Here is a 21207-nt window from a genome sequence, read left to right on the forward strand (position 1 = left end):
CCTGATTATTCTGTTACGACATACATACCGCAATCTTGAGCGGTTGAAACGAGGGGTGGCGGCCAGGCAAGGCAAACAGCCGCCCCGCGGCTGCGGGACGGCTGACAAAGGGTACGTCTTATGGTGTTGTGGACGCCGTGGAAATTTCTTGCGTATTGTCCATATCAACATATTTGCGGATGATGGAAACTTCAACCCGGCGGTTCTTGGCCCGTCCTTCGACGGTCTCATTGGTAGCAATTGGTTGTTGCTCCCCCCGACCGACGGCGCTGAACCGTTCAGGCTCCAGACCGGGTACTGACAGGATGACACCAAGGAAACGGCTGGCGCGGGTCCCGCTGAGATCCCAGTTGGATTCGAATTGATACGTTGCGATAGGCTCGGTATCGGTATGGCCCGTTACGACCACTTCGTAATCGGGGTATTGCTGCAGCATCTTGCCGATGGCGAGTCCCAGCTCGCGCGACTCGTCCTTGACTGAGGCGCTGCCGGAGGCAAAGAGGGCGTTATCGCTGATTACGAGCATCAGCTGCGCCAGATTGAGCTGGGTCTCGAGCTGAGTGGTCAACCCATGATCACGAATGTACTCGTCGAGCTGGCGCTTGAGCTCCTCCAGATCCTCTTGCTCCTTTTGCATCAGTGCCTGACGCTGCTCCTCCACCGTGCGGTTCTCCGGTCCGTCGGAGGGCGCCTTGCCAGTCGGGAGATCCATCTGTGGGCCGGTACGTATAATCGCTGGCGAATCCAAGACGCCGCTGCCGGTATTGAAGGCAATGGTGAAGGCTTCAGCCATTTCTTCGAATTTCTTGGCATCAACAGAACTCATGGAATATAGAACGATGAATAGCGCCAGCAGCAGCGTCATCAAGTCCGCGTAGGGAATCAGCCACGACTCGTCTGCATGTTCTTCGTGATCGTTATGCTTGTGCCGTTTGCTCACTTACTGCACCTTCTTTCTCACTCAGCTGCAACCGCTCGGTCGGCGTGAGGAAGACAGACAGCTTCTGGCTGATTGCGATCGTGGACACGCCTGACTGGATAGACAGCAGTCCCTCGACCATCATCACCCGAATCTCCATCTCCCGCTTGGACAACCGCTTCAGCTTGTTGGCAATCGGATGCCAGAGTACGTAGCCGGTGAAGATACCGAGCAGGGTTGCGATAAAGGCAGCGGCGATCGCTGCGGCGAGTTTGTTCATATCACTCATATCTGCCAGGGCAGCGATCAGACCGATAACGGCCCCGAGTACCCCGAGCGTCGGTGCATACATCCCAGCCTGGGAGAAGAGCAAGGCACCGGCCTTATGGCGCTCCTCGGTAGCTGCAATATCTTCTAGCAGCACGTCACGCACAAAATCCTGGTCGTTGCCGTCGATGATCATGCGCATGCCGTTGCGCAGAAACGGATCTTTAATATCGTCTACCTGCGTTTCCAGTGCCAGCAACCCTTCGCGGCGAGTGATGGTCGCCCAGTCCATGAAGAGCCGGATCAACTCACTGCGCGGTACCAGCTGTTGGGCGCTGAAGACCAGCTTGATTAGCTTGGGGAACTTCTTGACTTCCGACATGGGGAAGCCTACGAACAGGGAAGCGGCCGTGCCGACGAGGATGATGACGAAGGCGGCAGGGTTGTATAGGTTAGAAAGCGGTGCATGCTTCAAGAACATCCCGCCCACGACAGCCACGATTCCAAGTCCAATACCGATAAGCGTTGATTTTTCCATAAGACACCCCGTCCAGAGAATATGTAGGAGAGCGAACAACAGCCAAACTGGATGCTTCTGATCGTATTCGACAACACTCTCTATCTATATATCGACAAAAAGGGGATTGAGATTAGAGGTAAACGTCTGATTTGTGAGCGAAACGTGCATAAATAAACTATAATGGCTGTATACAGCTGTAATTAAGGAAGGTGGAGAAGCGCAAATGGGCGTTAAGCATGCCAGAGAATATGCCGACATCCTCTCAGAACTGACCGATGCGGTGGGTGCAATCGACAATAGTTATGAATTTTTTGATATGTCTCAGGAGGATTGGGTCGCGCTGGGCGAGGGGGAGCGCAAGGAAGTGATGGAGGCGCTCGCGGACGATGTGTTCTACGGACTTGGCGAGCAGGAGAGCATCCAGGTGGGTTCAGGTACGATTACGCATCGGCCCAAATTCCATGTGATTGAAGTAGCGGTCGACGGCACTGAGGTTCGAATCGTCCGATTGGTGTAATGAGGAATAGGCGGCAGGAGTGCCGCCTAACATTCCTATCTATGGAGGCGATCCTATGGCACCGAAAAAGCTGAGTGAACAGGAGCTGGAGACTGGCATGGCCAGCCTGCCAGAATGGCGGCGCGAGGGCGACTGGATGGAACGGACCTGGGAGCGGCCGTCTTTTCCCGAGGCGGTGCAGGCTGTTGGTGAGATTGCGGCTATCGCGGAAGCGATGCAGCATCACCCACAAATCATCATTGATTATAAGAAGCTTACGCTGCGTTTGACGACGCATGACGCCAGCGGACTGACTGCGCTTGATCTGGAAGCGGCCGGTCGTTTTGATGCTGCCCTGCAATAGATATTCCTGAATTTGGCTTACAGACGCTTTACAATCCCGGTTCTCTCCCTTACAATCGTATCATAATAAGATGTCAAATTAGTTGACATTTCAGTGGCTGAGGGAGAGCGCATGTACAACTACGTGGACAACCAACCAATACCCGTCACTCCATCCGAACAAGAAGCCGTGGCTTGCTATCAGCCGGTGCTAGCTCTCGATACCCGCCAAATTGTCGGCTATGAGGTGTTGGGACGACGGCAGAGGGTGGGGCGTCTGGAGACGCTCGGACCTTTCTTCACCGACCCCCGTGTGCCGGCAGCCGATCAGATTCGAATTGACCGACATATCCGTGAGCAGGCATTGGCCACGCTCAGCCGGACAGACGATACGTCGCTGCTATTCCTTAACTTGAAGCCTTCCTGGATGTATCAATCGTTTCAGGAAACTGGAGAGTTGCTGACGCTTCAGCTGCTGAAGCGATATGGTGTTGATCCCGCACGGATTGTCATTGAAGTGACGGAAGAGGCTTTTCGGGGATCGATGGTTTCGCTGAGTGAAGTCATTGATGTCTATCGGCAGGCCGGCTGCCAGATCGCGATAGATGACGTCGGGACAGGCTTCAACAATGCCGACCGAATTGCGCAGATCGGACCCAGCCTGCTCAAGGTGGATATTCACGTCATGAAGAAGAGCGCCAGTCACAGCGGGTACTTTGGCGTCCTGCGCTCGTTCTCTACGTTAGCCGAGCAGATCGGGGCCTCCCTTCTCATCGAAGGTGTAGAGACCCGGGAAGACCTGCAGCGGGCGGTCGAGATTGGGGCTCGTTATGTCCAGGGGTATCTGTTCGCTCCGGCAGAGCCTGCCTTCCGGGCGGCTGACAGCTACTCGGTGCTGATCGAGGAGGAGCTGCATGCCCACAGGCAGCGTCTCTATTCGGTCGAGCATTACTGGCAGTCGCAGAGCTGCCTCTTGCAGGAACTGGTGGACCGGACCGCGGGGGTGGCGGATGGGAGCCTTCCGGATGATACGGGCATCGAGCGCCTGCTGGACGGCCTGGATGATAGCTGTATCCGGGTCTACATCTGCCAGGAGAGTGGACTGCAGCTCTCTTCCAATTACAGGCGCGAAGAGACCGGATGGTGCAGACAGACCCAGTACCAGGGCGCCAATTGGAGCTGGCGTCCGTACTTCATCGCCAGTCTGCTGGCGATGAAACGCCGGGGCGAGGCCGGCGTCTCGCTCACATATACCGATCTGGAGACCAAGATGCGGATCCGCTCGGTCTCCATCCAGCTCGGCGAAGGCCGCGTCCTGTTCGTAGACATGCTGGACCCGACAGCGGTGCACGGGGGCTGACGCGGGCGTACAGCGTGTGAGGCGGTGCGCGTGGGGCAGTGTCGGCTCACATCGCGGCCTGAGGCCAGCGTCGTAGCCCGTTGCTAGCGTAGCGTGGTAGCTGTGGCGTGGGCACGCAGGTGGAGCGGTGCGTGTGGGGCAGTGCGGCACACGTCGCAGCCTAGGGCCAGCGTCGTAGCCCGTCGCTAGCGTAGCGTGGTAGCTGTGGCGTGTGCACGCAGGTGGAGCGGTGCGTGTGGGGTAATGCAGCTGGGGCCAGCGTCGTAGCTGGGCGGCCCGCATCGCGGCCAAGGTGGCTGGCGGTGCAGCGATGCTGGGGGAGCGTTTCGGCAGAGGGAACTTGCGCTGCAACCAGCGCCGCAACTGAGGCGTCCAGCGACGTAGCCTGGCGGCTAGCGTGGCAGCTGTGGCGTGGGCACCGCGTGGCTCGTCGGCTAGCGTCGCAGCTGTGGCGTTCGGCGCGCACGTGCGAAGGATGGGGGAGCTTGCAGGAAGAGTATCGATTAATTGCCAATCCCAGTTGGAACGTGCTAACGGACACATACGCGCTTATTAGCTCTAAAACTAGAAATTTTGTAACGGCCACCACAGCCGCTATTTCGCCTAAATCGAGTCACTTTGAATTCTAACGGCCACCAGCGCAGTTATTGGAGGGTTTTCGAGGCTCCAACGGTCTGTTTGGCCACAATAGGCGCATATATGGCCGTTAGAAATGATGAGCTACCTTTTCAGGGCAAATAAGCGCATATATGGCCATTAGCCGGGAGGGCAGCAAGGACGCGCAGGGTAGGCGACGCCTAGCAGTAGGTCGGCGGCTGGACAACCACCCTCCTCTGCTCTAACGGCCACCACAGCCGCTATTTCGCCCAAATCGAGTCACTTTGAATTCTAACGGCCACCAGCGCAGTTATTGGAGGGTTTTCGAGGCTCCAACGGTCTGTTTGGCCACAATAGGCGCATATATGGCCGTTAGAAATGAGAGCTACCTTTTCAGGGCAAATAAGCGTATATATGGCCGTTAGCTGGGAGGACAGGGAGGACGCGCAGGGCAGCAAGGACGCGCAGGGTAGGAGGCGACGCCTAGCAGTAGGTCGGCGGCTGGACAACCACCTTCTCTGTGATAGGCGATACCGATACAGCTTCAATCGACGCTCTCGCAGGAAGCACTTAGCGGCCTATTTTGGCCTACTCGTGGTTGTAACGCTTGCCACGAAGCGTTAAAGGCAAAAAAACGGCCGCTAAGGTCAGATGGCAAGCGTAAGAATGATAATGGGGCCGAAAAAGATCAAATAAGCTGTGTGGCAGGCGTTAGAGCTGTGATGCGACGGAGAAAGTAGGATTGAGGAATATATGTTCCGCTATATCCCGTATCTTAGCTGGATTCGAGATAAAGGGGCGCTTATTTTCCCTTATCTCGCTGGTAACCATTGGTTAGTTGTGCCACATTCGAGAATAAGGGAACAAATGCGGCGTATCATCTCCTAAAGTCCCTCTAGGCCTGGAATAAAGGAAAATAAGTGGCGTATCGCAAGGCTCGGGAGGGCTGAGGTTGGGTTTGTGGAGGTTAGCGAAGGTTAGCGAAGGTTAGCCAAGGCTCATGAGACCTCAGATTACTTCGGATTGGCCTGTGCTAGCGTATCTTTGAGAATCCTCCGGAAACCTCGCTCTAGTTCGAGTGCTTCTCTGGAAAACCCCGGCATTTTTGCGCATCTCCATAGTCCTTTGGCATTCTCACAAACCCTAGTCTAACCTTGTCCATTCCCTACATTCACACGTATCCTCGCGGACCAACCTGCAGTACCTTGCATCTACACGTTTCTTTGTACACCCACCTGCATTCTCTACCTTTTGAACTCTCTAGCAACCTTGGAATCACTGGACGTATCCTCGCCCACCATCGGCGTTATCCAGCAATCTCGCGTTCTCATGTAGGCTCCGAAATGCTCGCGCACTTCTGGCATACCGTGATAACTTCGCAAATACTTGCGCATCCTTCAGCAGCCTCGTGCACCCTCGGCATTGCCCGGCATACCATCAGCTCATATACTCGAGCACCCTCGGGATAACCCATCCTCCACACCAAGCCGCATGAACCCCCATGATTCGCGACGAAGCTCGCCGCTTTAAGGTCCCCCGATGACACGTGCCGCATCACGCAGCTTGCGGAACCAACTGACATCGTAGGCTCTCACCCACAAGACGGCAGCAGCCGTTTCATCGTCTTTTCCCCGTCATGATTTTCTCTTATACGACACCTTGAGCAATCATCGCATCCGCCACGTGGACGAAGGCTGAGATGTTGGCGCCCGCTACAAGATTGCCGGAGCAGCCATACTCTTCAGAGGCGACAACCGCCCGCTCATAGATCTGTTTCATGATCTGGTGCAGCTTGGCATCGACTTCTTCGAACGTCCAGGACATCCGCATGCTGTTTTGCGACATTTCGAGTGCAGATACAGCTACGCCACCTGCATTGGCGGCTTTGGCTGGTCCGAACAGGACGCCGTGCTCCAGGAAGTGGTCAATCGCCTCCAGCGTTGAAGGCATGTTGGCGCCTTCGCCGACAGCTTTCACACCGTTTTTCACCAACGTTGCCGCAGCTTGACCATCAATCTCGTTCTGAGTGGCGCATGGCAATGCGATATCACAAGGAAGCGTCCAGATGCCCTCCCAACCCGACACATAAGATGCCCGAGGATGGGTAGCGGTATATTCGCTGATCCGTTTGCGGTCGCGCTCTTTGAGCTGCTTCAGCAATGCCAAGTCAATGCCTTCTGGATCGTAAATGTAGCCGGAGGAGTCACTGCAAGCTATGACAGTCGCACCCAACTCTTGAGCCTTCTCAATAGCATAAATCGCCACATTGCCTGAACCCGAGACAACCACTTTGCTGCCCTCGAAGCTCAGTCCTGCGAATTTCAACATTTCCTGCACGAAATATACACACCCGTAGCCTGTTGCTTCCGTACGTCCGAGGCTGCCTCCGTAGAGTACACCTTTGCCTGTGAGTACCCCGGATTCATTGCCGCCGCGGATCCGCTTATATTGGCCGAACATATAGCCGATCTCTCTTGCACCTACGCCGATATCCCCGGCAGGCACGTCCGTATCCTCGCCAAGATATTTATACAGTTCCGTCATAAAACTCTGCGTGAACCGCATAATCTCCAGGTCCGATTTGCCTTTGGGATCAAAGTCGGAGCCGCCCTTGCCGCCGCCAATTGGCAGGCCGGTCAAGGCATTTTTATAAATCTGCTCGAAGCCAAGGAACTTGACGATGTTGGCATTCACCGACGGGTGAAAGCGCAGACCGCCTTTGTATGGCCCGAGTGTACTGTTGAATTGCACGCGAAAGCCCCGGTTGACCTGAACTTTGCCTTGGTCATCCACCCAGGGTACGCGAAACGAAACCAAACGCTCCGGTTCTACCATACGCTCAAGAATAGCATGATCGATATAACGGGGTTGCTTGGCGAGAACGGGAAGCAGAGTATCCGTAAACTCCTTCACAGCCTGATGGAATTCGGGCTCGTGGGGGTTACGCCGCACGACGCCTTCGTATACGGACCGGATATACTCCGCTGCCCGTGTCTCATGTTCGGTGATCACCGCTGTCAATAAAAACACTCCCTCAAGGTGAATTTGCACTTTCTGACGTTTCTTTGCACTTAATCATGGATTTTATCGAATCTAACATGGAATAGCTAATAAAAAAAATTTATCGCCCGGCCAAGAAAATTAAATGGCACCGGAAAAAGCCTTGCCACTCATAGGTGACAAGGCTTGTAAGCATGGGAAAAGTTTTTTTGAAAAGAGACGATTCTCGGCTTCGATTTACAGCAAATCGCGGCGCAGCTCTTCTGGTGACTTAGGGGACAGGTAGCCCAGCGCGATATCAAATACGGTACGTGCACCCGTCTGACCTTCGCGGTGCAGACGGTAGGCTGCTCTCGCATAGGCGACAAGCACACTTGCTGTGAATTCTGGATTGCTGTCTAGCTTCAGTCCAAACTCAATAATCTGACGGTTGCCTTCGCCAGTCACGCCACTGCGAATGACGAAGCCGCCATGCGGCATGCCGCTGTGCTCCTCACGCAGCTGCTCCTCCGAGATGAAGTCGACTGTCGTGTCATAATCCGCAAAATAGTTCGGCATATTCACGATCGTCTCGCGAATTTGCGCTTGGTCTGCGCCTTCCTCGGCTACGACATAGCATGCGCGCAAATGCTTGGCGCGGGTCGGCAGTTCTGGCGTCTCACCAGAACGGATGCGGTCGATCACCTCTTGCTGTGGCACAGTATACTGAACGCCGGCCTTCACGCCAGGCACGCGGCGGATGGCATCGGAGTGGCCTTGGCTGACGCCTTTGCCCCAGAACGTGTACTCTTTGCCTTCAGGCAGAATGGACTGGGCCAACAGACGGTTCATGGAGAACAGGCCCGGGTCCCAGCCGGTAGAGATGACGCTGATGGTATCCGCACGCTTGGCCGCAGCATCCACACTATCATAGAACGCCGGGATGTTGGCATGCGTGTCGAAGCTGTCGACGGTATTGAACATCGACGCGATGACCGGGGTTTGCTCCGGCAGGTCTGTTGCCGAACCGCCACAGAGGATCATAACATCGATGATGCCTTTATATTGTTCAGCTGCCGAGATGGATTCGAATTTAATGCTGCTATCTTGACCTACCTGGGATGGCTCACGGCGGGTAAATACCGCTACCAGTTCCAGGTCCGGGTTTTGAGTGATGGCCTTTTGAACGCCTTTTCCTAAGTTGCCGTAGCCTACGATACCGACTTTGATCGTGGTTGTCATGTCGTCCTCCTTGGGAATAAAAAATTGTGACAAGCTCTCCCCTAAGTATAAGGATGTTACATGAAATGTAAACTATGAATCTGAAATTTGGTCCTTTTGATCGACCGTTTGGTAGACCATACAATAGAATTTTGCCAGGCCTGACGGGGTGTTGCGTCTGTACGAATCGGTAATGACAAAGCCTGCTTTTTCGTAGACCCGGATAGCACGCTGGTTCCAGGTGAGCACCTCCAGGTCGATCTCATCCCCTGGTGCGCGGCGGATTGCTTCATTGGCAATCATTCGTGTAAAAACCGTTCCTATTCCTCGGCTGCATAAGCCAGGATGGAGTCCAAGCCCCAGACGCGTGACCCCAAGCAGAGGAAAAAATTGAGCGAAGCCGACGAGACGGTCACGGTCATCCACGACGGTGGCAAATTGACGTTCACGCACCTCGGGATCGGCAGCGTCGGAGCTGCTCGCGAGCATGACGTCCCAGGCGGGCCAGTCGAACACGTCATAAGGCGGCTCGTACCGCCAGGTGGAAATCTCGCGGGCATGCTCGACCGTCATCGGAACGATGTGCATGGCGTCCGGATGTAACGTCAGCTTGTCCATTTTGCCAGCGGGCTCGTTGTTCTGGCTGCTCTGTCCAGTCATAGGCTGTCATCTCCCTGATAAACTCTTAAGTTTTTAGTATATCAAACCGTCAGGGACTCATGATATGATGGGGGACGGTACAATTTTCAGCATGTAGGGACAACATGAGATAGGAGTTATGATGCGTAATTTGATATGGCTGAGCTGCCTCTCGTATATGGTCATCGGGATGGCGCACGTAGTCGCGGGTGCCGTTCTGGAGCCCATGATGGCTTCGTACGGACTGAGCTACGGCGATGGCGGACAGTTTATTATGAACCAATTTCTAGGTTTTCTAGGCGGCGTACTGATCACCCCCTGGCTGACGCGCAGAGTGGGCAAGCGGCGGGGACTGCTGCTGGCACTGGGGATGCTGACGGGAATTCAGGCTTTATATAGTCTCTTGCTGCCGTGGGCGTGGATGCTGGCGATTGCACCGATTGCGGGCTTCGGCTTCGGGATGACAGAGACGATTATCGGAGCGGTCATTATTGATGCGGTTCAGGACAAAAAAGCATCGGCCATGACACGGATTGAGGCCTTCTTCGGTCTGGGCGCACTGGCGATGCCGGCCCTCGCGGCCCTGCTGATCAAGCAAGGGCTGTGGCAGTGGTCTTTTCCAATCGTCATGGTGCTGGCGTTATTGACCGTGCTGCTCTGGGCGAGGCTGCCGATGGGACAGGCGGAGTCGCTGCTCTCGCACAAACGTGAGGAGCTGCAGCAGGCAGCTACGCAGCAACCGGGTTACAGCCGAGCCATGCTGCCATTCCTACTGATGGGTGTGGCCTACTTCCTGTTCTATGTCGGAATGGAGATGGGCTTCTCCAATTATCTGCCATCGATCATGATTAATCAGACGGGCATGGACCAATCCAGCGCGGCGATGACGATGAGTCTGTTCTGGGGGCTCATGGTGGTGGGACGTTTGTTCGCAGGGCGTCTTGCAGATGGTATTGGACATGGACGGTATCTGATTATCTCCACGGCTGCGGGTACGATGATGTTCGTGTTCCTGCTGTTCTCGGCCAGTGTGACGTGGAGTCTCTTGTTCATCGCGCTCAGCGGCCTGATCTGGTCGGGTGTGTTCGCGATCGGCCTGGTTTACATCAATGGTCAGCTGCCAGGCATGACCGAGCGGACGACGAGCTTGCTCGTCGCCTGCGGCGGTCTGGGCGGGGCGTTGTTCCCCCGGTTCTCCGGATCGCTGATGGATAATTCCGGCGCGCCTGCGACACTTAGCATGTATGTCGGGATGGCCGTGCTGATGTTCCTCCTGATGGCGGGCATGCTTGTAGTGGCCAGGAGGCGGAATGGGATGAAGGCGGTCTGAGCGGGGCTATAGTGCTCCTGAGACTGAATTAAGGTAGATGTTGAAAAAAGGAGAGGGACTTACTTTGGTGTAAGTCCCTCTCCCTTCTTTTTAAAATATAAGAAAGTATATGTTCCCATCTACTTGGCTTATATTTCGCCATTCGCCGGTGGCGGCTGACTTGCAGGCTGCCGCGCACCGGTGATGCGGTAGCGAGTTCCGCTCAGCTTCTCATGCCAGAGCTGAAGCTGATGATTGAACAGGCAGCGCATGGCGTGAATGAAGACGGCAATGTTGAGCACCAGCGTAGCCACGTTGAAGATCAGGGATAAGGGCGATGGCGGCAGTGGCGCCACGAGGACGTTCCAGCCCAGAAAGCCATACAACAACGACTGGCGCAATGCGACCTCACCTAGCCGCAGCCGTTCTCCCTTGCCTTGCAACTCAATCCGAACGATGGCACGGCCGACGGTCCGTCCGTTCGTCCAGTATGGGACAAGGCTATGATAGGCCACGACCATCAGCAGACCGATCACGGGATGGAACACCACGCCGAAGATCAGCATAACCGGTAGCATGAGCAAGCCATCGATCCCAAAAGCGAGCAATCGTCTCGTATAGCTAACCCGTTTGGCAGACAAATCAAGCGAGTCGTCCAGCCGATCCATCCGCGGCAGCTTCACGGAGAGCACTTGGGCGATCAGATAGCCGACCATGCCGCCCAGTGTGTTGGTCATGATATCATCTATGTCGAACAAGCGGTACGGATGATCAAAGTAGCCATAGATGCCAGTCACCTGCGTCACTTCGAAGAACAGCGACAGGGCGAAGGCGGCTGCCAGACAGCTAAACCAACGCAGGCGGAAGTAATAGCGCATGAACATGCCAAAAGGGATCGTCAACATGACATTGAAAAGGTTCTGGAGAACGGCTCTCTCCCTCAGCAGGTTAATATATTGGCTTGGCTTGCTGAAATCCACATTCGTCTCACGCAGAATGTCCTGGATGAAGATAAATGGAATAAGCTGCATCACCTGCTGGGGCGGCTCATTGTGCCGTGTCGGGGGCATCGGCAGCAAGACCAGAAAGAAGGCATTCATCAGATACAGCAGGAACAAATAGAGCAAAAACCCGCGCCACTTGTTAATATAACCATGCCGCCGGTATTGCACAATTAAAAATGGCAGCGTGAATAGCATCGCGGCGAACGGAAACGTCAGAAACGCTTGGGTCACCGGTGATATGTAGTGTTGGAGCATAGCGTGGCCTCCTTTGCTTTGGTTTCGTTTGGAAAGTTGATTAAGTGCAAAAGTCAGGCTGTTGAAAAAGAATGCCTACAGTCACGGATCGATCTTACGATCGCTGTTGTCCCCCAGATTTCTTGAATTTTTAACCGCTTCAGCGGTTGAAATCCGGGGACAAAGGCGAACGCTTCGCTTCTCCAGATTCGATTCCGTGCCTCTCCGGCGGTTTTCAATAGTCTGAAAAGTACACTTAATATCGGACTACAAAGTGATAGTAGTATCGTAAGTGCAAAAATACAATTATATCTTATGTATTACCCAGAATCAGGGGGTTTGGGCGGTGGTAAATGCATTTTTGCACTTAACCACATGAAACTCAAGAGAAATGGCGGAAATAAGTGTACTTTTGCTTTTAAGGAGCAAGGGTGACGGTGTTGTGGAGGTCTGGAGGCGCGAGCTACCTATTACAGCTTACCCTCTTCATCCCGGATAAAAACGCAAATCTGCGGAAGCGAGGAGAGGCGCAGGATAGGATTGCTCCTTTCGGTCAGGGCATAAATTCCGTATAATAGGACGCATACACGCAAGAGAGGCGGAAACAAGGATGGACAATATTGTATCGTTGAAATGGCTGTTGGCCCGGATGTATGAACCGGATATTGTGATTGTAGACTGTCGTTTTCTGATGGGTAAGCCGGACGCAGGACGGGAGTTATATGAGGCATCGCATATTCCAGGTGCGGTCTATATGGATTTGGAGAAGGATCTGTCGGCTCCTGTGGAAGAGGATGGGCATGGCGGACGGCATCCGCTGCCGGATATCTTTGATCTGACGGTGACCATGAGCCGTGTCGGCATCAAGAAAGAATCACGTGTGGTGGCTTACGACGATCAAGGTGGGGCGATGGCTTCGCGGTTCTGGTGGCTGCTCAAATATCTCGGGCACGACCAGGTGTATGTGCTGGATGAAGGCTATACGGCTTGGGTCGAGGCGGGGTTCCCGGTATCCTCGGAGCAGCAGGTGCTGATTCCGTCGAAGTACCTGGCTGAGGTCCGACACTCCATGCTGGCAGAGATGGCCGAAATTCAGGAGCGTTTGGACGATGAGTCGCTGACGCTGATCGACTCACGGGAAGCGCCCCGTTACCGGGGCGAGGTCGAGCCGCTCGACAAGGCCGCAGGCCACATCCCGGGCGCAATCAACCGTTTCTGGAAGGACGGCTTGACGGAGGGTGGCGCTTGGAAGGACGCGGCCGCTCAGACGGACCGGTTCGCCGACCTGGACCGCGATAGCGAAGTGATTGTTTACTGTGGCTCTGGCGTCACCGCCACCCCGAACATCATTGCCCTACAGGAAGCGGGCTTTACGAAAGTACGGCTGTATGCCGGGAGCTGGAGCGACTGGATCTCCTACAGCGAGAATCCGGTGGCTACGGGGGAAGAATAACATTTGCTTCAATCTAAAATACACCGCAAAGTGGTATGCGCCACGGCGGTGTGTTTTTTTATGGCAAATGCGTGGACAAGTTACTTTATTTTTCTGTGTGAGGCTGCGTAAGGTAATGCTCTAAGCGAACTTTTGTTTCGGAAAGAGCTATATAAACCATGATCCGCTGATCGGGTTCATTCGGAAATTGAAGCGTGATATGCTCAAATTCAATTGCGCCTAGAGCAGGGTGAATCAGCTTCTTGTAGCCGTCAAGGGAGCTTGGCACTTCGTGATCCTGCCACATCATCGTAAAATCGGCACTCGTTCTCTTTAGATCCTCGATTAATATATCAAATGAAGCGTCGTTCAGATAACGCGCTCTAGCCGTTCGAAACTCGGCCAACATTCTTCGAGAGACAAGCTCCCAATCCTCTGTGCCTTCCTTCCACACCGGATCGGTAAATTGACGCCACATGAGATTATAATCGTGCGGGGGCGACAACTTATGAATGGTAAAAACAGCCGCGGCCGCCTTGTTCCAAGCTAGAAAGTCCCATTTCTTTCCGATGACATAGGCTGGATTCGGATCCAATGCATGTAGCATGTCCTGGATAGAAGAGCTGATCCTCTCTTCCGCAATTGTCGATGAAGGAGGCGGCGATTCTCCAGCAAGCACAAAGAGATGTCGGCGTTCATTTGGAGTCAGTTTGAGCGCGGAAGCCAAGCTTTCCAATACACCCACCGACGGACGAATATCGCGACCTTGCTCCAGCCGGGTATACCAGGAGAGTCCAATGTTGGCAATCCCGGCGACCTCTTCCCGCCTCAGGCCTCGTGTGCGGCGACGATTGCTGGGCAGAAGGCCAACATCCAGGGGAGTAAGAGAGGATCGCAGATCCCGCAAGAAATTACCCAGTGCTGCTCGGCGCTCACTGTCATTCACCTTTTAAATCCCCCTTATCCTATCACTCACAATCCCACCATAAAGCAGGTTATCGTTATCATTTCATAGTCAAAGTATACTCAAGGCAGTTGATGAGATCAACAATTCCAAGGGTAAGGAGAATGAATATGGAAACCATGGCAGGAACGCTGTTGGCGGGTAAGATCGTGATGATTACAGGTGCGGGGCGAGGCATTGGGGCTGAGGCAGCAAGGCTGTTTGCCAAACAAGGAGCTTCAGTGATGCTCGTCGCAAGAACAGAGTCTGAGCTCAGAAAAGTTAGGGATGAAATTACGATGTCTGGCGGAGAGGCAGCCTATGTTACAGCCGATCTGTCATACGCAAGCAGTGCGGAAGAGGCTGTTAAAGCTACGGTAGCAAGATTCGGTCGTCTTGATGCTGCTTTTAATAATGCAGGACTCGGAGTAACTGTATCTCCGCTTGCGGATGAAAGAGAAGAGGATTTCGACTTAATTCAGTCCGTTAACTATAAAGGCGTCTGGTTGTGCATGAAAGCTCAAATTAAGGCCATGCTGGAGAGTGCCGGATCGGGATCGATTGTTAACACTAGCAGCGTGGGAAGTCTCAAGGGAAATCCGGGATTGGGAGCGTACGGGGCATCTAAACGAGCGGTCAACAGCTTGACTCAGACGGCTGCAGTCGAATATGGGCCAGCGGGTATCCGCGTCAATGCCATTGCTCCAGGAACCACGATGACGGATATGATACAGCAGTGGGTCTCTATCAACCCAGAAATCATTGAACAAATTAGCTCAAAGACCCCCCTCCGAAGGCCAGCTGAGCCTATCGAAATCGCTAACGCAGCTGCTTGGTTGCTTAGTGATTATGCTTCTTTCGTTACAGGGGTCGTGCTGCCTGTAGACGGTGGGCTAAGTGTGTAACTTTTGTGAGATTGGATAAAACGTATACAGCATATAGAGCACAACGACACCGCCACGCAGGCTGAGGCCTGGGGCGGTGCCATTGTCGTTAATTGGGGCCTATTAAGTGTCAGAATCAATATCCACAAATGGCTCACTTGCCTCGCCAGCAGCCCTCAGCAGACGCATAAGCGTCAGAAGCAAGTCTTATGTTGATGGGAGCATGGGGCATAAACGTATCCTCGGCTGTGCCATGAATGATACCAACTCCCGGCCCTGGTCCCTGTCCTGGATCGGGTTGAAATCAAGGACCACTCGGCGTTATGATCGTTGCACCCAACGCAGAATAGCTCTCATTACCTGCCGCATCCAGCGCGGTCACCTGGAAGTGGTACGTGTTGCCTGCTGGCAGGGGGGCGGTTTCGTAGGTAGTTATTCCGCCACTGACGGTGTCCAGCAGAACGCCGTTTTGATAGATTCGGTATTGCGTGACGCCGATGATGTCCTCCGCGGGATTCCAACTCAGCTCAGCTTGAACGCTCGTTCCCAGCTCGGTCTGGAGTGCGCTCCTTGTCGGCCAATACGGTGCTCTCTGGTCGGCAAAGGCGCCCGGCAGCTGGAGCAGGCGCGACGTGCCTGGCCCGAATCGCTCATAGAGCTCCCGCAGCACATCGGTGAACTGATTGCCCCGAGTCGTATGGCCATACAGGCCGCTCATCATGACCAGCCCGTCAGCCATATGCTCCAATTGATTGTTCTCGATGATGACATTCAGGTTGTCACGGTCCTCCAGCGTAAAGATCGGATTGCCATCGCTGGACAGCGTCGCCGCCGAGGAGACGATGCCCGAGAACTTCTGATGCCGCGGCGTGGAGATCGGCTCTTGGCTGCCGTACAGATAATTGTCTCTGATTTCAACACCGTACACGCCCGTCGCATAGAACAGCCCGCCCACGTTTCTGCGATTCGACACCGCAATGATGCCTGCCGCATGTCCGGTACCCGGCGTGCCGATCAATTGATTGCCTTTTACATTCACAAAATAGGCTGGGGTATATCGGCCCGTCGGCACCGCGGCTGTGGAAGAGATATAGATGCCATCGGTATTCGTCAGGGTATTATCCGCAACCACGGCGTCGATGGCATTGCCATACAGCCAGACGCCGCGTTGATTGTCTGTCAGTTCATTGCGATACACCGTAACATTGTCATTGGGTGCAATTAGCGAGAATTTGCTCGTGCGGTCCGGGATTACGTCCCAGTCCTCCGTCAGCGCATACGTCGTGCCCGATGTATATTGCACCTCGCGATACTGCCCGAGTCCCGTGCCGTCTACAATGACGACACTTAACGTACCTCTGCGCAACCGGATCGGCTCCGGCAGCGGTTGCGTAGGTGCCAAGGTGATCGTATCAGCTGTCGCTCCCAGCACCTCACCTACAGAGAAGTAAGCGCCTGGCATCTCCGCCATAATGGACTCGCCGTCATTGTTATACGTGGTTTTCAGGTCAGCCCCGGTCGTGCGTACAATATTGTTCTCAACATGGCTGTTCGACTTGATGCTGATCCCATGCACCTCAACGTCCATTTCGCCGCGCATCACGAATTCATTATCCCAAATAAAAGTGTAGTCTGCCGTGATCGGCATTTGGCTAAAGCCGTACTCCACATAATTGCCTGTAGACTGGACATAACGGTTCATATAGGTACGGTTATATTGCGCTACCCAGCCTACCATGCGATTGTCCTTGATGACGATACGCTCATCCCCAACAAACAGTACGCCTTGTCCGCGACCGCCGCCCTGTGACCGATCTACAGGAACCAGCACCGGGTATTCAATGCTCGTTTCAACGACAAACAGCTCACTGGCCGTCCGCAGGGTCACATCTTCAACAGCAGCGCCCCAATCCTGACCCAGCCAGATGAAGGCATCCGGGTACATCGTATCGTCTGCTGCGCGAATGGCGATTCTGGCAACGCCTGTGCGGCCTACTGTTTTGCCGTCGCCCGACGCCTGAATAAAGTTCTGGCTGCTGCCAGTATGATAGAGGAACGTGCTGTCTGGTCCATCACCCATCAAGACGATGCCACTAGGCAACTGCACGAGGGTCGCATGGAATGTGCCGGGTGGCAGATACACGACACCGCCTCCGTCACTCTTGGCAGCTGCAATGGTCGCTTGAATCGCGGCCGTATCGTCCAGATCATCGTCCGCAATCGCTCCGTAATCCGTCACATCAAACACATTGTCCCAGTCAAAATGATCGGCCCATGCCACGCCGAGTCCCAGCGGATCTTGGCCCGGGGCAACGACGGTCAGCGTCTGCTCGCTCTGCAGTGTAATCCAGGTCTGCCCGCTGTCATTGGACACTTCCACCTCATATTCCCCTAGCGGCACATCCTCCACGAGAAAGCGCACAGAGTAGGGGGTCAGCTCCGTAATCGGCACCGCATACGCGCTCGTTCCCTGGGTCAGCCGGACTTTGGTCTCCGCAGTTGCGTCAAATTCCCGTGCCTGGAAATTACGGCCTGAGACGTCGATGGACAACCCTTCATACACTTCATATTCGGACATAAACAATGGGCGCGGCTTATTCAAATCGATTGGCTCGCTCCAGCCCTCTTCATTGCTCACCCACAATCGGTAGGCGCCCGGTGAGCTGGAGTCGGGGAAGGCCAACTGCAGGAATTGCCCGCGCAGTTCATCTCTTTGAATAATGTCAAGCTCGACTGCTGCGGAAGACGGCGTCATTCCGGAGGTACTAAGCGGCTCAATCACCGCCTTCACATCATCCCAATCGTCAGCTTGCATGGCGTGCCCGCTCAGCTGAAACAGCATGCCGGGCTTCACGGCATCCGTCACGCGCATCAACAGAGGAGGCAGTTCCCACTGCGGCTGCTGGACATCCAATGCAGTGATTGCTTCAGCTCCATCCAGCAGATCGTCATCATTCGGCTCTGTCCAAGCCCTAACGTTGAATTGACCTGCGTAAGGCGGTGTGTAATTCACGGAAGCGACACCATTGGCATCGGTTACGCCTTGGCCAATTTCCGAATCAATGTAGGTGCCTACATAGTCCCCTTGCAGCTCAAAGGTTATGGTATACCCCTCAATCGGTTCATCGTCCTCATCCGTCAAAACAGCTGTCAGCGCTACCGGCTGACCCGGAGCTTCGACCGAATAGGGGCTCTGAAGAAATGTTAGGCTGGTGGAATCATAGCTCTCCGCCAGATAAGACACTGGAGCGGACGGCAAGGAATACAACGCCCCGGACTTGCTTTGCAGGGCATACTCATAGTGCTGACCGGGTATCAAGTTTTCGTCGATGTAGCTGTCGATACCCCCAGCGGTTTCTGCGATTTTTACAAAATCGGTTTCTCCTTGCAGCCTTCTAAGGACGGCAACGGGGCCCGAAGTGCTATCTGTCCACTGCAACTCAACGCTGCGAGCGGGCAGCGGAACAACGGTCAGGTCCTGGGCCGTCAAAGGCACGGGGGCATCAAAGAAAAACCCTTGCGCAAACGCGCGCGTACCGCTCACCCTTGTCACCTTGAGCTTGAAGCTGCCTTGGACGGCGAAGCAGAGATATTTGCCGCTACCCACGTTATCCACTTCCCGGGATTGTAGCACCTGATTCGACGAATTTAAAATTTCGAACCGCGCTTTGTCGGCTGAACCTACTCCGAAATCAGTCGTATACACGGAAAACAAATGCTGCTGGGTATCATTTAGTACAAAGGAATAGGTGAAGTTGCCGCCTGTATAAACCTCAATTCGTTTCCTGCCGCTTGCGTCTGGCAGCTGCAGGGCGCTTGGACCCGCAGGGTTAGACTGCCAGTAGTTCACATTGCCGCTCTTGCTGTAGCTATCCACATAGGAGGGCAGCAGCGCCACATCGGCAGCGGGCGGATCATCTCGCCCGTCGGATCGATTCGACGTGAAGTAGGGCAGGATGTAGCCATCTGATCCGTAAGCGCCAACCCAGTTTCCGGATGTAGTTGAATCGGTATTCACATAAGGTGCTTCCTCTGCAAGCGCCATGCCGACCAAGCCGGGCAGCAAACCAGCTGCCAGAGATACAATGAGCAACAGCAAACCCGATTTCCTTAACATTCTCCGATGCCTTGCCATGTGTAACATCCCTCTTTTCATTGATATGGTCATTTCTATCAGCACTCGCCGAGAGTACTCCCACTTCTTCAAGTGGTGAGGTGAATCGGCGACTTCCTGTTTGAGCCCAACAAAAGGCTTTTGTTTTTCTCGATGTAGCGGTATACTGGATAGGAACATATATTCCCGTTTTGGCAAGGAGGTGAACGCATGTCCGATCCCCTGCTTATGTATCGAACCTATCACGTGTGGATTAAACCGGGGCATCGGTTGTTTGCCTACCTGGATGAAGCTTGTCAGTGCGCCAAGAACTTGTATAATACGGCGAACTTTTATCTCCGGCAAGTGTTCACGGCAAAGGGACAGCAGACCGGGGGACAACCGCTGCAGCAACTCGTCATGGCTACCCTCTCCGCGCATCTGGATACAATGAACGAACGGCGACGTGCAAGAAATCGTTCCCGTCCCTTTGTGCTGCCTACGCCCGAGCAGCCCTTTCTCTCCTATGCTTTCCTGGATGCCTTGTTCAAAGTGATGGAGCAGCCGGATTATCGCTCGCTTGCTGCCCAGAGCAGTCAAGGGATCTTGCAGTTGGTCTTCCAGAACTGGGCCTCCTTTTTCGCGAGTATGAAGGACTACCGCAAGCATCCTGAGAAGTATACCGGCAAGCCGAACCTTCCAGGCTACGCGCGCGGCCAGGTGAAGGACGTGGTGTTCTCCAATCAGGACTGTGTCATCAAAAAGGGTAGATATCTCAAGCTTCCCCGAACCAAGCTGCAACTGAACATTGGCAAATTGGGCGCTGCGGATGGCAAACTAATGCAGGTGCGCGTGCTTCCTCGTCACGGACACTACCTTGTTGAACTTGTCTTCGCTTGTCCGCAGAGGCAGCAGGCATCCGAGACGGAATTACGGCTAAACGCGAGGCCTGCTGATGCATGCATGGCGATTGATTTGGGCGTGAACAATCTTGCAACCATCGTCACGACAACCGGCGCACAGCCGTTGATCGTGAAGGGCGGGATGGCCAAAGCGACCAATCAGTATTACAACAAGATGAAAGCTTACTATACCGGCATTCTTCGCCAAGGCAAGGCGCCGCAGGAAGGCCTGCATACGTCCAAGCGATTGGAACGCTTGCACAGAAAGCGGTATTGCCGCATCAAGGACCTGTTTCACAAGACCAGTTACCACATCGTCAAGCTGGCTGAGAAACAAGGGATTGGCACCCTCATCATCGGTCAAAACAAGGGATGGAAGCAAGCATCCGGTATGGGGCGGCAAACCAATCAGACGTTCGGCCACCTCCCGCATCTCCATCTCATCTCGATGATACAGTACAAGGCCGAAGAGAAAGGAATCACGGTGATCCTGACGGAAGAAGCCTACACATCGAAAGCGAGTTTTCTGGATCAAGATCCTTTGCCTCGGTTCGATGAGCAAACGCCCGCAGCCTTCTCCGGCAAGCGAATTCATCGCGGGTTGTATGCGAGTCCGGCTGGTCTAATCAACGCCGATGTGAACGGAGCCGCCAATATCATGCGCAAAGTATTCCCAAACGTGACGGCCAAACACACGAATGGGATAGAGGGGTTGGATGGTAACCAGTCCGTCAACGTGTCAACTCCCCGGAGGTTAAGCATCCTGCGAACGTCAGGTTGAGACCTTCGAAACCCACACTTCAGCCGAAGCGACCGCTTTGGCAAGTGGTGGGAGTATTCATGTACGAAGTCTTTCGATCAGCCCTATGAACAGAATGAGTTAGGTGGCAAACGCTTTCATATTTCCGAGTGCTATCTTGGCTCCACTATACCCAACCCGCTCGTTACCCGGCCATTCACATTTTTTTTTGCGCCAATTCTAGGCAGCAACCATCCCCGAAATAAATGTTCATCCATGTGGAATCGTCCGCAAACGGTTGAAGGGCTGCTACATATCTGTAGCAGC

At 54.2% G+C, this 21207-nt stretch carries 15 protein-coding genes; 7 read left to right on the forward strand and 8 right to left on the reverse strand.

Features of this window, described 5'->3' with window-relative positions; genetic code table 11:
* Positions 1 to 118: 118 nt before the first annotated feature.
* Positions 119 to 940 (reverse strand): flagellar motor protein MotB, encoded by an 822-nt coding sequence (locus tag F556_RS0117135; RefSeq protein WP_020618207.1) that lies wholly within the window; start codon positions 938 to 940, stop codon positions 119 to 121.
* Positions 918 to 1724, reverse strand: a complete 807-nt coding sequence (gene motA / locus F556_RS0117140; RefSeq protein ID WP_020618208.1) for a flagellar motor stator protein MotA — start codon at positions 1722 to 1724, stop codon at positions 918 to 920. The genes F556_RS0117135 and motA overlap by 23 nt, the downstream gene beginning before the upstream one ends.
* Before the next feature lie 205 nt (positions 1725 to 1929).
* Here motA and F556_RS0117150 point away from each other — a divergent pair, with 205 nt between their 5' ends.
* The 3 genes from F556_RS0117150 to F556_RS0117160 all read left to right on the forward strand — a co-directional run bounded on the left by F556_RS0117150 (position 1930) and on the right by F556_RS0117160 (position 3904).
* Complete coding sequence (locus F556_RS0117150; RefSeq protein WP_020618210.1) at positions 1930 to 2223, forward strand: hypothetical protein; 294 nt, start codon at positions 1930 to 1932, stop codon at positions 2221 to 2223.
* 55 nt (positions 2224 to 2278) lie between these two features.
* A complete protein-coding gene (locus F556_RS0117155; protein WP_020618211.1) occupies positions 2279 to 2566 on the forward strand; it encodes a 4a-hydroxytetrahydrobiopterin dehydratase in 288 nt (95 codons plus the stop codon).
* A 111-nt stretch (positions 2567 to 2677) separates the two neighbouring features.
* The gene (locus tag F556_RS0117160; protein WP_020618212.1) at positions 2678 to 3904 is read left to right on the forward strand and encodes an EAL domain-containing protein; all 1227 of its coding nucleotides are present in this window, start codon (positions 2678 to 2680) and stop codon (positions 3902 to 3904) included.
* 2244 nt (positions 3905 to 6148) lie between these two features.
* Here the strand turns inward: F556_RS0117160 and gdhA are convergent.
* From gdhA to F556_RS0117175, 3 genes are all read right to left on the reverse strand, one after another.
* Positions 6149 to 7522, reverse strand: coding sequence for an NADP-specific glutamate dehydrogenase (gdhA, locus tag F556_RS0117165; RefSeq protein ID WP_020618213.1), 1374 nt, complete (start codon positions 7520 to 7522; stop codon positions 6149 to 6151).
* A 216-nt stretch (positions 7523 to 7738) separates the two neighbouring features.
* Positions 7739 to 8722: a diaminopimelate dehydrogenase gene (locus F556_RS0117170; RefSeq protein WP_020618214.1), complete on the reverse strand. Its 984-nt coding sequence runs from the start codon at positions 8720 to 8722 to the stop codon at positions 7739 to 7741.
* A 72-nt stretch (positions 8723 to 8794) separates the two neighbouring features.
* Positions 8795 to 9361, reverse strand: coding sequence for a GNAT family N-acetyltransferase (locus F556_RS0117175; RefSeq protein WP_020618215.1), 567 nt, complete (start codon positions 9359 to 9361; stop codon positions 8795 to 8797).
* Between the two features lie 121 nt (positions 9362 to 9482).
* Here F556_RS0117175 and F556_RS0117180 point away from each other — a divergent pair, with 121 nt between their 5' ends.
* The gene (locus F556_RS0117180; protein ID WP_040717020.1) at positions 9483 to 10670 is read left to right on the forward strand and encodes an MFS transporter; all 1188 of its coding nucleotides are present in this window, start codon (positions 9483 to 9485) and stop codon (positions 10668 to 10670) included.
* 128 nt (positions 10671 to 10798) lie between these two features.
* On the opposite strand, the gene F556_RS0117185 is transcribed toward F556_RS0117180, so the two are convergent.
* Complete coding sequence (locus tag F556_RS0117185) at positions 10799 to 11908, reverse strand: VanZ family protein (RefSeq protein WP_020618217.1); 1110 nt, start codon at positions 11906 to 11908, stop codon at positions 10799 to 10801.
* Positions 11909 to 12497: 589 nt separating this feature from the next.
* On the opposite strand from F556_RS0117185, the gene F556_RS0117190 reads away from it, so the two are divergent.
* On the forward strand, positions 12498 to 13340 hold the full coding sequence (locus F556_RS0117190) for a sulfurtransferase (RefSeq protein ID WP_020618219.1): 843 nt from the start codon (positions 12498 to 12500) through the stop codon (positions 13338 to 13340).
* An 85-nt stretch (positions 13341 to 13425) separates the two neighbouring features.
* Here F556_RS0117190 and F556_RS0117195 read toward each other — a convergent pair whose 3' ends face one another.
* Positions 13426 to 14265, reverse strand: a complete 840-nt coding sequence (locus F556_RS0117195; protein WP_020618220.1) for a helix-turn-helix transcriptional regulator — start codon at positions 14263 to 14265, stop codon at positions 13426 to 13428.
* 128 nt (positions 14266 to 14393) lie between these two features.
* Between F556_RS0117195 and F556_RS0117200 the strand changes: the two genes are divergently transcribed.
* Positions 14394 to 15167 (forward strand): SDR family NAD(P)-dependent oxidoreductase, encoded by a 774-nt coding sequence (locus F556_RS0117200; RefSeq protein WP_020618221.1) that lies wholly within the window; start codon positions 14394 to 14396, stop codon positions 15165 to 15167.
* Positions 15168 to 15450: 283 nt separating this feature from the next.
* On the opposite strand, the gene F556_RS0117205 is transcribed toward F556_RS0117200, so the two are convergent.
* The gene (locus F556_RS0117205) at positions 15451 to 19263 is read right to left on the reverse strand and encodes a glycosyl hydrolase family 28-related protein (RefSeq protein WP_169447606.1); all 3813 of its coding nucleotides are present in this window, start codon (positions 19261 to 19263) and stop codon (positions 15451 to 15453) included.
* A gap of 207 nt (positions 19264 to 19470) precedes the next feature.
* Here F556_RS0117205 and F556_RS0117210 point away from each other — a divergent pair, with 207 nt between their 5' ends.
* Positions 19471 to 20922, forward strand: a complete 1452-nt coding sequence (locus tag F556_RS0117210) for an RNA-guided endonuclease InsQ/TnpB family protein (protein WP_020618223.1) — start codon at positions 19471 to 19473, stop codon at positions 20920 to 20922.
* The last annotated feature ends 285 nt before the right edge of the window (positions 20923 to 21207 follow it).

This window comes from Paenibacillus daejeonensis DSM 15491, from assembly GCF_000378385.1.
Classification (GTDB): Bacteria; Bacillota; Bacilli; order Paenibacillales; family Paenibacillaceae; genus Paenibacillus_D; species Paenibacillus_D daejeonensis.

Bases quoted from the DNA above. Each gene is read 5' to 3' on its own strand.
- F556_RS0117160 (WP_020618212.1), top strand. From the start codon at position 2,678: ATGTACAACTACGTGGACAACCAACCAATACCCGTCACTCCATCCGAA.
- motA (WP_020618208.1), bottom strand. From the start codon at position 1,724: ATGGAAAAATCAACGCTTATCGGTATTGGACTTGGAATCGTGGCTGTC.
- F556_RS0117210 (WP_020618223.1), top strand. From the start codon at position 19,471: ATGTCCGATCCCCTGCTTATGTATCGAACCTATCACGTGTGGATTAAA.
- F556_RS0117150 (WP_020618210.1), top strand. From the start codon at position 1,930: ATGGGCGTTAAGCATGCCAGAGAATATGCCGACATCCTCTCAGAACTG.
- F556_RS0117175 (WP_020618215.1), bottom strand. From the start codon at position 9,361: ATGACTGGACAGAGCAGCCAGAACAACGAGCCCGCTGGCAAAATGGAC.
- F556_RS0117205 (WP_169447606.1), bottom strand. From the start codon at position 19,263: ATGTTAAGGAAATCGGGTTTGCTGTTGCTCATTGTATCTCTGGCAGCT.
- F556_RS0117180 (WP_040717020.1), top strand. From the start codon at position 9,483: ATGCGTAATTTGATATGGCTGAGCTGCCTCTCGTATATGGTCATCGGG.
- F556_RS0117185 (WP_020618217.1), bottom strand. From the start codon at position 11,908: ATGCTCCAACACTACATATCACCGGTGACCCAAGCGTTTCTGACGTTT.
- F556_RS0117190 (WP_020618219.1), top strand. From the start codon at position 12,498: ATGGACAATATTGTATCGTTGAAATGGCTGTTGGCCCGGATGTATGAA.
- F556_RS0117200 (WP_020618221.1), top strand. From the start codon at position 14,394: ATGGAAACCATGGCAGGAACGCTGTTGGCGGGTAAGATCGTGATGATT.
- F556_RS0117170 (WP_020618214.1), bottom strand. From the start codon at position 8,722: ATGACAACCACGATCAAAGTCGGTATCGTAGGCTACGGCAACTTAGGA.
- F556_RS0117155 (WP_020618211.1), top strand. From the start codon at position 2,279: ATGGCACCGAAAAAGCTGAGTGAACAGGAGCTGGAGACTGGCATGGCC.